A 12,592-nucleotide genomic window follows, 5' to 3' on the forward strand; every position below is an offset into this window, starting at 1 on the left:
GCGGTGCCGATGGACGCGCTGGTCTCGCTCGTCACCCAGGTCGTGCCGGGCTGGTTCCCTCGGGTGGTCGGGGCCCCGTGCCGTACGTCGACGGTCAGGCCGGTTCGGCGACCTCTGACGTGGTGAGCGCCGCCGCCGCGGCCCGCGCCGCCGCCGCTGCCGCCCGCTCGGCCGCGTTGCCGAGCACGCAGAACTCGTTGCCCTCCGGGTCGGCGAGCACCACCCAGCCACCGCCGGTCGGGCCGACGTGGTCGGCGACGAACGTCGCGCCGATGCCGAGCAGCCGCTCGACCTCCTCGGCGCGGGTGCGATCGGCCGGTTGCAGGTCCAGGTGCAGCCGGTTCTTCACCGCCTTGCCCTCGGGCACCGCGATGAACAGCACCTCCGGACCGCCCGGCGGCAGGAGCATCGCCTCCGGGTCGCCGGGGAAGTCGTCCGGCTGCCGTGGGCAGTCGAAGACCTGCGCCCAGAAGCCGGCGAGGGCGTACGTGTCGGCACAATCGATGCTGATGTTGTGGATCGTCGAACTCACGTGTGGTCCTCCACGATTGTGGCGTGGTACGGCCGTTGGGTATGCGGCGCACCACGCAGGAACTGGTTCCCCTTCGAGTGGGCGATCAGCGCCCGACCCGTGCGGGGGCGCTCCGCCTCCGAGGCGTCAGCCGACGCGGACCCGGGGAGCGGAGTCAACAGGAATGGACATCGACGCACCCCCTCTCATCTTGAGCTGACGACGCGATCTTGCCATCGGCCGAGCCGGGCACGCAACCCCGTTCAGCCGGGGCTGGGCAACGCGCCGTTGACCGCCGGGGCGTCCGCCGACGGCAGGGTGACCGTCACCTCGAGACCACCACCCGCCTGCGCGATCACGCGCACGGTGCCGCCGTGCGCCGTGCAGACCGCCCGGACGATCGACAACCCCAACCCGGAACCACGGGCGCCGGTGCGTTCCCGACCCCCACGACGGAACGGCTCGAACAACCCCGGCACGTCGGCCTGGTCCACCTCGAAGCCGGTGTTACCCACCACCAGCCAGGACTTGTCACCGTCGGTGCCGGTACGCACCCAGAGCCGGCCGTGCAGGTGGTTGTAGCGGACCGCGTTCTCGATCAGGTTCCCGGCCAGCCGGTCCAGCAGCCCCGGGTCGCCGACGACCGGCGCGGATTCCAGCGACGTCTGCACCCGCAGGCCGATCCGCTCCACCTCGCGGCGCATCGCCGACAGCGCGTTCGCGGTGCCCGCCGCGAGGTCACACTCGGTCCGACGGCCCAGCTGCCGCCCGGCCTGCGCCTCGCTGCGGGCCAGCACCAGCAACGCGTCCACCAGACCGTTGGCCCGCTCGGAGGCGTCGCGGACCACCGTCGCCATCCGTCGGTACTCGGCGGCGTCCGCGTCGTCATCGCTGAGCGTCACGTCGATCTCCGTCCGCATCACGGCGAGCGGCGTCCGCAGCTCGTGCGAGGCGTTCGCCACGAAGCGTCTCTGCGCCTCGAACGCGGACGCGATCCGGTCCAGCATGGCGTCGAAGGTCTTGGCCAGCTCGGCCACCTCGTCGTCCGCGCCCGAGTACCCGATCCGCTGGTCCAGGGTCGCCTCACCGAGCCGCTGCGCGGTGGCGGTGACCTGGTGCAGCGGGCGCAGCGCCCGACCGGCCACCGCGTACGCGCCGGCCACCCCGACCACGCTTATCGCCAACAGCGCGACCAGGCCCTTGGCCAGCAGCTCCCCGGAGGCGGCGTCGACCAACTGCTGCTGCCACGTGGCGGCGTCCATCTCCCGGCCGTCGGAGAGCAGCACGATCGTGCCGGGCACCAACTCGTCGGTGGGCCGCAGTGCATCGCGGACCAACAGCCAGGCCAGCAGCACCAGGATCGCCCCGGCCCCGATCAGCAGCACCCCGTTGAGCACTGTCAGGCGCAACCGCAAGGTCGGCCGCAAGCGCCGGCTCATGCACGTACCTCGGCGGTGCGGTAGCCCGCGCCGACCACCGTCTCGATCAGTGGCGGGTCGCCGAGCTTCTTGCGCAGCGTCATCACGGTGACCCGGACGATCGTGGTGAACGGGTCGGTGTTCGCGTCCCAGACCCGTTCCAGCAGCTCCTCGCTGGAGACCACCGCGCCTCGCGCCTTGAGCAGTTCGCTGAGCACCCCGAACTCCTTGTTGGTGAGGTCCACCGGCACACCGGCGCGGGTGGCCACCCGGCGGGCCGGGTCGAGCACCAGGTCGGCCAGTTCGAGCACCGGCGGCGCGGCCGGGGTGGCCCGACGGCCGAGCGCCTGCACCCGGGCCACCAGCTCGTCGAAGGCGAACGGCTTCGGCAGGTAGTCGTCCGCGCCGAGCTGCAACCCCTCCACCCGGTCGGCGACCGTGCCGCTCGCGGTGAGCATCAGCACCCGGGTCAACGCGCCGGAGGCCGCCAGGTCGGCGCAGATCTGGTCACCGTGCACGCCGGGCAGGTCGCGGTCGAGCACCACCACGTCGTACCGGGTGACGAACGCCGCCTCGTGGCCGGCGTCGCCGTCGTACGCCACGTCGACTGCCATCCCCCGCTTGCGTAACCCGCGTGCGATCGCGTCGGCGAGGTTGCGCTCGTCCTCGACCACCAGTACCCGCATCCCGGCCTCCTCGCTACTGACCACCGACAACCTAGTGCCGGCCGGCAACCATCGTCCCTCGCCGTCCGCGCCCGGCGGCGTTGCGGGCCACCACGGCGTACGCGATGCTGGCCGGCGGCACCGAGCGACGGACGGACCTGGCATGACCACTGCGGCACCACCCACCCGGCGGGACATCGCCTACCGGGGTTTCCACCTGCCCGGCGACACCACAAGCGGCAGCGGCGACGGCGTACGCCCCAGCGGGCGAGGGCTCACCCTCGACGGTGTCGCCGAGCGGGGCACCTGGACGTCACCGCCGGTACGGGTCGGCTTCGCGGTCGCCGACGTGGTGCCCTCCTGGACGGCCGACACCCCCGGTGGCTGCTGGATCGAGGTCGACCTGCGCGGCTGGCACGACGACGCGCCCAGCACCGACTGGTACCGGCTGGCCCGCTGGGCCGCCGACGACCGGGAGGTACGACGCACCTCGCTGCCCGGACAGCGCGACGGCGCCGCCCGGGTGGACACCGACACCCTGATCGTGACCGGGGCGACGGTCACCGGGTGGCAGGCGCGGGTGACCCTGCGTCGGCCCGCCGACGACCCCACCGGCCCGGTGCTGCGCAGCCTCGGAGCGGTCGCCAGCGGCCCCACCTCGACCGACCAGGGGTACGGGCTGGCTTCCGCCGCGTCCGCCGCCTGGGGCCGGGTGCTGGACGTGCCCCGTTACTCGCAGCGGCTGCACGCCGGCCAGTACCCGCAGTTCGGTGGTGGCGGCGACTCCTGGTGCAGCCCCACCTGCACCTCGATGGTGCTCGCCTACTGGGGCGCCGAGCCGGCACCGGAGCACTACGCCTGGGTGCAGCCTCCCGGTTCACGACCGGTGGTGGTGCACGCCGCTCGACACTGCTACGACCAGGCGTACGCCGGGGCCGGCAACTGGCCGTTCAACACCGCGTACGCCGGCCTGCACGGGCTGGACGCGTTCGTCACCCGACTGCGGTCGCTCGTCGAGGCGGAGGCGTTCGTCGCCGCCGGTATCCCCCTGGTCGTCTCCGCCGCGTTCCGCGCCGACGAGGTGCCGGGGCTCGGGTACGACACCGGAGGGCACCTGATGGCGCTCGTCGGCTTCAGCGCCGACGGCGACCCGGTGCTCAACGACCCGTACGCGCCGGACGACGACGCGGTCCGCCGGACCGTGCCGCGGCGGGGCTTCGAGGCGGTCTGGCAGCGGGGCAGCGGTGGTGTGGCGTACGTGCTGCGACCGCCGTCGGTGCCGCTGCCCCGCCCACCTGAGCAGGCCAACTGGTGATCAGTCGGCAAGTTTCCAGAGCTGGTACGACTCGGCGGCGGCAGAACTGCACACCACGTAGCCGGTGATCGCCTGGCACTCGCCGGTGGCGTCGGGCAGCACGTCCAGGACGCGCACCTCTCCGGCGCCGATGTCGAACTCGCCGACGAGCACCCCGCCGTCCGGGTGCCGGCGGATGCCGACCAGCCGGCCGCCCGCGCCGAGTTGGTACAGCTCCCACCGACCCAGGTCGGCCAACTGCCGGCCGGTCAGCGCGTCGAGCACGATGTACTGCTCCATCGGGCCGAAGCCGCTGACGTTGGCCAGCAGCCGGCCGTCGTACGGCCAGCCCCACAACCAGCGGTCACTGCGCCAGCGCACGTCCCCGGTCGCGGGGTCGAGCGCCAGCAGCTCGTTGCCGGCGCTGCGGAGGCACACGACGGGCCCACAGTTCAGCGCGAACTCGATCGGGCCGCCCGTGCGTGTCCACAGTTTGTCCAGCCGATCCAGCCCGTACGCGTTGATGGTGCCCGAACCTCTGTCGATGGCCAGCAGCAGGTCGTCGATCAGCTCGATCCCGAGCGGCGCGGCGCCGGGTGGGCCCACCTCGGCGCGAGCCAGCGCCGCGCCGGTGGTCGCGTCGACCACCTCGACCAGCCCGTTGCCGTGGTTGAGCACCAGCCGGTCCACCCCGTACCCGGTGTCCCGGATGCTGATCTCGGCGGTGGTGAGGGGTAGCTGCCAACGCGGGGTGCCACAGCACGGATCGGCCGCGCGCACACGTGACGGTACGGTCTCGCCGCCACTGCGCAGCAGCGCGTTGCCGTCGCTCAGCTTGGAGACGGTGCCCGGCTGCTGCCACCGGTACGCACCTGTCGCCCGGTCCAGTGCGACGGTGAGCGTGTCCCGACCCTCCGGACCGATCTCGTAGCCGGTGGCCAGCACCATCCCCGCCAGTGACGTCATTCCCCAGTAGCGGGCCTCCGCCGACAGCGGCGCCTGCCAGACCGGCTCGCCGCCGGTCAGCCGGAACGCGGACAGCCGCGTCTGCCGTTGCCCGGTGTCGGCCCGCTCCATCAGCAGGATGAGGTCGCCGTCGACCATGACGTCGGCCCCGGGCGGGGCCGGCAGCAGCACCGGTGCCCGGCGGGGTGGCGACACGGCGGCCGCGGCGAGTGTGACGAGCGCGAACAGCACGACAAGCGCGCAGCGCAGCGGGCGACCGTGGGCGCGGGTGGGGCGGGGCAACGATTCCGGTTCCGAGCCGTGCCGCAGCTCACCGAGGTCGATCACCGAGTCGCTCACCGCGTCACCCGCCACAGCGCGGTGTGTGGGCTGGTCGTACGGCCCCGCCGCGGGCTCGTCCCCGAACCTCGCCCAGCTCGATGATCGACAATGACCGTCCCTCCGTCATCAGCTAAGGCTGGACGACAGGTCACCGCCCGGCAAACCGACCGTCAGCGCACCGGGCCGGCAAAAGCGACGGAACCCCGCCTGTACGATGGCGCGTCGTGGCTGTGCCGGTGGTAGACCCCTCGCTGAATCCCCTGACCGACGCCGACCCGGTCGAGGCCGAGTCGACACGGCGGCCTCGACGCCGCCCGGCCCGAGCCGACCTGTTGGCCCTCGGAGCCTATGTGCTGCTGGGCGTCTTCGTCTGCCTCAACTACTGGGGTGACGTCAACGGCCGGGTCTCCTCGCACCTGCCCACCGACCACAGCTGGTTCGAGTGGCTGTTCGCGCACGGCGCGTTCTCGGTGCGGCACCTGGAGAACCCGCTCTTCACCGCCCGGCAGAACGCCCCGGACGGGGTGAACATGATGGCCAACACCTCGCTGCTCGGGGTGACCCTGCCGCTGGCCCCGCTGACCATGCTGCTCGGCCCCCAGGTGATGTACGCGCTCTACCTGGGCGCGGCGCTGGCGGCCACCGCCGGCACCGGGTACTGGATGCTCTCCCGCCACCTGGTGCGCTCGCGGGCGGCGGCGTTCGTCGGCGGCGCGTTCCTCGGCTTCGCGCCGGGAATCATCCACCACGCCAACGGCCAACCGAACTTCGTCTCCAACTTCCTGCTCCCGTTGATCGTGGTGCGGGTGCTGAGCCTCGGTGAGCCCGGCCGGTGGCGGCGCAACGGGCTCGTGCTCGGTGCGCTGGTGGCGTACCAGATCTTCATCAACGAGGAGATGTTGCTGCTCACCGCGCTGGCCTGCCTGGTCATCGTGCTGGCGTACGCCGTCCAACGGCCACGGGCCACCCGGGCCGCCGCCGGCACGTTCCTGGCCGGGCTGGGCGTCGCCGGCGGGCTGGCCCTGGTGCTCACGGCGTACCCGATCTGGTTCCAGTTCAACGGCCCACAGTCGTACCGGGGCCTGCAGGGCGGCGTGTTCCACAACTGGGGCGAGGACCTGGTCGCCTTCGTCACCTTCGCCCGCGACACCTGGGCTGGTGACCCGGCCGTGGAGAAGACGATCGGCCTGACCGAACAGAACACCTGGTTCGGTTGGCCGCTGGTGCTGCTCTCGGTGGTGGCGCTGGTGCTGCTGTTCCGCCGCTCGCTCGCCACCCGGATCGTCGCGGTGCTCGTCGTGGTGTTCAGCGTGGCCGCGATCGGGCCGTTCGTGCGCTTCGACGGTGTGGAGACCGACATCCGCGGCCCGTGGTCGTACGTGTCGGACGACCTGCCGCTCGTCGAGATGATGATGCCGACCCGGTTGACGCTCGTGGTCGCCGCCGCGGTGGGCGTACTCCTCGCGTTGACCTGGGACGCCGCGTACCGCCAGGGGCGCCCGCCTGCCGACCGGCCGCGGGTGCCGGCCCAGCGCACGACCGGAGCGACCCCGGCGGTGTCCGACGAGGTCGCCGCCGCGGCGGTCGCGGCGCGCCGTCGGTGGCTGCGCCCGGTGGGGTACGCGGCGGTCGCCCTCGCCGTGCTGCCGCTCTTCCCCCGGCCGCTGCCCGCCCAGCAGATCGACCCGCCGCCGCACTTCATCACCGCGGGCGGTTGGCGGCCGTACGTGCCAGCGGGTCGAACCCTGGTGCCGGTGCCGATCCCGAGCAACGTGCACGGCCTGCCCACGCTGCGGTGGAGTGCGTTGACCGGGCAGGAGTTCCCCGTTCCGGGCGGCTACTTCATCGGCCCGAACGAGCTGGGTGAGGGAGTCTTCGGCGCGCCGAACCGACCGACGAGCACCCTCATCTACTCCACCATGGACAGTGGCACCCTCCCGGCGCTGACCGACGAGAACCGCCGCCAGGCCGTCGAGGACCTGCGTTTCTGGCGGGCGTCGGTGGTCGTGCTCGGGGCGCACCCCCGCGAGGCGGTGCTCCGGGATCTGGTCACCGCGCTGCTCGGGCCGGCGCAGCGGGTCGACGACGTCTGGGTCTGGGACGTGCGCGCCCTGGTGGGTTAGCCGGAGGCCGCGCCACCGGCCAGCTCAGCCGACGCGGTCCCGGACGTCCCACAGCCATCCGCCGTCGACAGGTCGGCCCGGGCCGAGCAGGTCGTCGACGGTTCGGCGGACCGGGTCGCCGTGCTCCAGGTGGCCGAGGACGACCACCGCGGCACGCCAGTGCCGCAGGTCCTCGACGGCCTGACGACGGTCGGCGTCGGTGAGCACCGGCACCACGCCGGTCTCGGCCACCTGCCGGAGCAGCACCGACGTGGGCCGATCCGGCGCGCCCCACCGGGCCGCCGGGTCGTCCGGGCCGCTGGGGCCGATGAAGTAGCCGCCCGGCGCGTCGAACGCCAGGCCGGTACGGGCGGACCAGAACATCGCCGGGCTGCGTCCGGCGCCGGTGACCGGAGGCACCGCGACGATGGTCCGACCGGGCGGCACCAGCGGACGCCAGCCGCCGGCCGCGACGAACGCCGGCACCGGCGCGACCGGCACCACGCGGATCGGCGTCGGCGTCAGCGGCAGCAGTGCGGCGGCGACCGCGCCGGCCCACAGCAGCCGCACCGGCAGGCCCGACGCCACCGTCGACCCACCCGCCGCCCGGACCCGGTCCAGGGACAGCGCCACCAGCACACCGAGCACCGGTACGCAGACCAGCGCGAACCGGGCCGGCACCGCGAGGTCGAGCAGCGGCAGCCCGCCGAACAGCCGGTACGGCCCCGGAATGCCGGTCGCCGCACCGTCCACCCGCAACTCGGCGCCGAGCGAGAGCACCGCGAAGACGACGCCACAGACGGCCAGCGCCCGGACCAGCGGTCGTCTCCACTGCCAGATCACGATCACCACGGCGAGCACCAGCAGACCCGGGCCGAAGAAAGAGTTCTCCTCGGTCGGGTTCGGCGCGAGCAACCCCGGCAGCCAGTCGTCACCGAGCACGGTCTGCCGGGCCGACGCGGTGAACGAGGCGATGTCCAGTTGGAAGGCCTGCGTCGCGAACGCCATCCCGGAGTAGCGCTGCGGGCCGTGGAACTGGAACCACAGCGGGTACGCCAGCAGCACCGCCGCCACCCCGGCGGCCACCGAGAGCCGGCCGAGGAGGGCCGGCACGAGACACCGTGCGGCCACCCGGTCGGCGAGCGCGTAGGCCAGCGCGAAGACCCCGGCCGCGAGCGCCAGGAAGACCAGCACCTCCTCACCGATGAAGACCTGCCAGACGAGCAGCAGCCCGAGGCAGACGCCGGGCCGCCACACGTCGGGCCGGGCCGCGTCCGAGGCGGGCCGGAACACCAGGGCGAGGATGGCGGGCACCAGGAACTGCGCGGCGATGTGCAGGTGCGCACCGGCCTGAGCGATCATGCCCGGGGCGAAGCCACAGATCAGCCCACCCACCGCGGCCGCGGTCCGGGTGCTGACCAGCCGGCGGCACAGCAGCACGTACCAGGCGGCGGCGGTACCGGCGAGGCAGCAGACGACCGCCACGCAGAACGCCACCTGCGAGCCGAACAGCAGGGTGACCGGGGTCAGCGGGACACCCAGGCCGAGCACCGACGTGTTCGCCATCAGGTTGAACCCGTCGGGCGCGTTCAACCCGGCGCTGAAGAGCGGGTTCTCCCCGTCGGCCACCGCGTGGGCCGCGTGGGCCAGCATCCACTCGAAGAGGATCTGGTCACCCGCCTGGTGGAACAGCGACCACGGGCGACCCCACTGCCCGCTCGTCACCACCACGGCGAGGCCCAGGTAGCCGGCGACCACGAGCGCGTCCCGCAGCCAGGCCGGACGGGACGTGCCGACCGTCGCCGCGGACGAGGTCTCCGGGGACGTCGTCCCGGTGGTCATCAGACCGAACGGTCGCTGAGCGTCCGGACGTCCCAGAGCCAGACATCCAACTCCTGGCGGCCGGGGCCGACCAACTCCTCGACCGTACGTCGCAGTGGCTCGGCGTTCTGCTGCCGCACCGGCAGCACCAGGATCGCCGCCCGCCAGTGCCGCAGCTCGTCGGTGAAGCGCCGCCGCTGCCGGTCGTCGAGCTTCGGCGTACGGCCGGTGGTCGCCACCTCCTCCAGCAGTTGACCCACCCCGCTGGGGCGACCGCCGAACCGGCCCGCGTCACCGGTGTTGCCGTTGCGGGGCGCCAGGAAGTAACCGCCGGGGATCTTGAAGTCGAGGTTGGTGGCCGCCGCCCAGCGCATGCCGTGCGTGTTCCCCATGCTGGGCACCGGGATCGGCACGAGCGTCTGGTCCGGCCCCACGTACGCCCGCCAACGGTCCGCCGTGATGAAGTCCGGCACCGGCGGTCGGGTGACCATCCGCAGCGGCATCGGTGCGATCGGCAGCAGCGCGAAGGCCAGGCCCGCGGCGGTGAGCACCCGGACGGTACGCCGGTCGGCCGGACGCAGCGCCCAGGCCCGCTCGACGGCGAGCGCGAGCAACAGACCGACCACCACACTGGTGATCAGCCCGAACCGGGTCGGCACCACCGCGTCCAACAGCGGCAGGTGGACCAACCACTGCCACGGCCCGGTGATTAGCTCCCGGTCCCACCAGGACACCCGCTCGCCGAGGGAGAGCACGGCGAAGAACACGCCGGTCGCCGCGAGCGCCCGAACGATCAACTCCCGGCGTAGCCAGACCACGATGCCGATGGCCAGCAGCGACAGGCTCCAGCCGAAGAAAGCGTTCTCCTCCGAGTAGTTCGGCGCCAGGTTGATGTTGGCGCGCTGGTTGCCGCCGAGGGTGGGCGACCCCTGAGCGAAGAAGGCGGCGATGTCGTTGCCGTAGTCCTGCACCGCGTCGCTGAGGCCGTGGTAGGCCATCGGCCCGGCGAACTGCACGTAGAGCGGGTACGCCAGCAGCGCCCCGGCCAGCAACGCGCAGGTCAGCACGCCGGCGCCAAGCGGCCGCCACGCCGCCCGCCACCGGGCCGGCTCCTGGGCAAGCACCGCCAGGAGGAAGACCCCGCAGGCCAGGGCCGTGAAGAGCAGGATCTCCTCGTTGATGAACGCCTGCGCGGTCACCAGCAGGGCCAGCAGGGCCCCGTCCCGCACCGGCTTCTGCGAGCGGGTGAGCACCAGCACCCGCCACACGATGAACGGCAGCAGGAACTGGCTGATGATGTTCGGGTGCCAACTGGCGTGCGAGAGCATCGCTGGCGAGAACCCGCAGAACCAGCCGCCGACCGCCGCCGCGAGCGGGGTCCGCACCAGGTGCCGGGAGAGCATCAGGTACCAGGCCATGGCGGTGCCGGCGAGGCCGAGCGTGACCAGCACCACAAAGGAGACCGCCGGCCCGAAGAGCAGCGTCACCGGGACCATCGGGATGCCGAGCGCCAGCACGGCCGTGTTGGCCATCAGGTTGACGCCGTCCGGGTAGTTGAACTGCTCGGTGTAGAACGGATACTCGCCGTGCAGCACCACGCGTACCGAGTGGGCCAGGAAGAACTGCACCTGGGCCGGGTCCCCGGTGTAGAGCGAGGCCACCCGGCCGGAAGGGTCCAGCCAGATCCGGCTGGTCACCCAGAGCGCGGCGAGCAGGAACAGCCCGCCGACCGCCAGGTGCTGCCGACGCCGAGTCCACCGCCACCGCCGCCACCCCGCCCGCGCCGCAGCGGCGGGCTCGGTCGGGGCTGCGGTCTCGGCTGGCGTGGTGGGCTCGGCTGGCGTGGTGGGCTCGGCCGGTTCCGTGGTGGGCTCGGCCGGCGCAGCGGGCTCGGCCGGCGCAGCGGGCTCGGCCGGCGCAGCGGGCTCGGCCGGTTCCGTGGTGGGCTCGGCCGGTGTGGTGGGTGCGGTCAGCGCGGGCGGGCCGGCGAAGAGGCCGACAGGTGTGCGGTAACTCACCATCTCGGCGGAGTCGGCTGCCGCCTCCGGGTGCGGCGCGGACAGGGCGCGGGACTCGGCAGGCGTCACAGTCGGCGGAGTCTACCGGAGCAACCAAATCACCCTAAAGCCCCGGTGGTGTCCATTGTGGCGGTTCGAGGGACGGCCAACTGGGGCTCCGCACCGGACATCTCGTACTATGGCGCTTTCCGACAGCGACGGTGAAGCGATCGGGGGCGGGCCAGGTGACTCCAGGCCGTCGGTACGGCAGGGCGCTTCCCGTCCTGCTGAGCGCGCTGCTGGCCGGCACGGCCTGTGGTCCGGTAGCGGAGCGCAAGCCGCAGGACCTCCGGGTCGGGTACGACAGCCTGGACGGCACGCTTGCGGTGTGGCCACCCCGCGGCGACCTCTCCGGTGACGCCACGGCGACGGCGGCGGTCACCACGGCGGTCCGGGGCTGGCGGTCGCCGGCCGACGACCGCGCGCACCTGCCCTCGTCCGGCATCCTCTTCTCCGGCCGGGTCGACGGCGCCCCGGTGGCGCTCGTCGCCGCGGACGTGCCCGGCGAAAGCGCGTCCTGGCTGCTGCAACTCACCCGTGCGGGAGACAGCTACGCGGTGACCCGTGCCACCGAGTACACCGACCCGGGTTACCTCGTCTACTCCGACGTGCTGCCGGTGCAGACGCCCGGCGGCCGGCGCTATCTGGTCTCGGCCCGGGTGCAGACCCTGCTCGGCCCCCGGGACCGGACGTTGACAATCGCGGACGGCCTCAGCGCGCCTGTCGACGTGCCGTCCTGCACGGCCGTCGGCGTGACCGCGACCCTACGCAGCACCGAGTCGCTGCCCCGTGGGCGGGCCGCCGACCGGCTGCTCGACCTGGGCACCGGCACCGTCGATCCGCGCTATCCACTGGTCCGCGACGAGTCCGGCACGGGTCGGCGGGCGCTCACCGGCCTGGACACCTGCGTGCTGGGCGGCGATCGGGGCCCGTTCGGCAGCATCCCGCGCCGGATCGGGGACCGGGACGCCCCGCGCTCGGTGCCGACCTCCTGGCCGATGGCGAAGCTCACCGTACGCTCGCTCGGCGACGTCGCCCTCGGCGGCGGCGAGGCGGCCGAGTTGCAGCAACTGAGCTGGGACACCGACGCCGGCGCGATGACGGCGGTGGTCTACCGACCGGCCGACGGGAGCGCCCCCGTCGTCTCACCCGCCGACCGGGCCACCCCGTTGCAGGCGTACCAACTGCCGGTGCCCGGCCAGCCGCTCGTGGTGCTGAGCTGGCGGCCCACCCGGGACAGTTCTCTGTCCGTCCCGCCCGGCACTCCGCTGCTGGTCGAGCGCCCCGGCCTGGTGGTCGTTCCCACCCCGTCCCGCTCCCAGACCTACAGCCTCGCCAACACCGACAAAACCCACTACCGCTCCGTCTCCCCCCGCTAACCGCGCCCTCGCGCCCGCCGCCCCCGCGCCCCGCGCCCTCGCGCCCCGCGCCCCGCGC

General features: G+C 73.1%; 9 protein-coding genes. 3 read left to right on the plus strand and 6 right to left on the minus strand.

The window, feature by feature from the left end; genetic code table 11:
* Positions 1 to 94: 94 nt before the first annotated feature.
* The 3 genes from ACWER9_RS27605 to ACWER9_RS27615 form a co-directional block, all read right to left on the minus strand.
* Entirely contained in the window at positions 95 to 532 is a 438-nt protein-coding gene (locus tag ACWER9_RS27605; RefSeq protein ID WP_452304586.1) for a VOC family protein, read from the minus strand.
* Between the two features lie 242 nt (positions 533 to 774).
* A complete protein-coding gene (locus ACWER9_RS27610) occupies positions 775 to 1,950 on the minus strand; it encodes a sensor histidine kinase (protein WP_452304587.1) in 1,176 nt (391 codons plus the stop codon).
* Complete coding sequence (locus ACWER9_RS27615) at positions 1,947 to 2,615, minus strand: response regulator transcription factor (RefSeq protein WP_110563387.1); 669 nt, start codon at positions 2,613 to 2,615, stop codon at positions 1,947 to 1,949. Before ACWER9_RS27615 ends, ACWER9_RS27610 begins: the two co-directional genes overlap by 4 nt.
* Before the next feature lie 142 nt (positions 2,616 to 2,757).
* On the opposite strand from ACWER9_RS27615, the gene ACWER9_RS27620 reads away from it, so the two are divergent.
* Positions 2,758 to 3,909 carry a peptidase C39 family protein gene (locus tag ACWER9_RS27620; protein ID WP_452304588.1) on the plus strand — a complete coding sequence of 384 codons (1,152 nt, stop codon included), beginning with the start codon at positions 2,758 to 2,760 and terminating at the stop codon, positions 3,907 to 3,909.
* Here ACWER9_RS27620 and ACWER9_RS27625 read toward each other — a convergent pair whose 3' ends face one another.
* On the minus strand, positions 3,910 to 5,193 hold the full coding sequence (locus tag ACWER9_RS27625) for an outer membrane protein assembly factor BamB family protein (RefSeq protein WP_452304589.1): 1,284 nt from the start codon (positions 5,191 to 5,193) through the stop codon (positions 3,910 to 3,912).
* A 218-nt stretch (positions 5,194 to 5,411) separates the two neighbouring features.
* On the opposite strand from ACWER9_RS27625, the gene ACWER9_RS27630 reads away from it, so the two are divergent.
* Positions 5,412 to 7,298 (plus strand): hypothetical protein, encoded by a 1,887-nt coding sequence (locus ACWER9_RS27630; RefSeq protein WP_452304603.1) that lies wholly within the window; start codon positions 5,412 to 5,414, stop codon positions 7,296 to 7,298.
* 24 nt (positions 7,299 to 7,322) lie between these two features.
* Here ACWER9_RS27630 and ACWER9_RS27635 read toward each other — a convergent pair whose 3' ends face one another.
* Together ACWER9_RS27635 and ACWER9_RS27640 are read right to left on the minus strand one after the other, a co-directional pair.
* A complete protein-coding gene (locus tag ACWER9_RS27635) occupies positions 7,323 to 9,119 on the minus strand; it encodes a hypothetical protein (RefSeq protein WP_452304590.1) in 1,797 nt (598 codons plus the stop codon).
* Positions 9,119 to 11,119: a hypothetical protein gene (locus ACWER9_RS27640; protein WP_452304604.1), complete on the minus strand. Its 2,001-nt coding sequence runs from the start codon at positions 11,117 to 11,119 to the stop codon at positions 9,119 to 9,121. The genes ACWER9_RS27635 and ACWER9_RS27640 overlap by 1 nt, the downstream gene beginning before the upstream one ends.
* Before the next feature lie 221 nt (positions 11,120 to 11,340).
* On the opposite strand from ACWER9_RS27640, the gene ACWER9_RS27645 reads away from it, so the two are divergent.
* Positions 11,341 to 12,534 carry a hypothetical protein gene (locus ACWER9_RS27645; protein WP_452304591.1) on the plus strand — a complete coding sequence of 398 codons (1,194 nt, stop codon included), beginning with the start codon at positions 11,341 to 11,343 and terminating at the stop codon, positions 12,532 to 12,534.
* Positions 12,535 to 12,592: the final 58 nt, after the last annotated feature.

Source organism: Micromonospora sp. NPDC003944 (assembly GCF_053605225.1).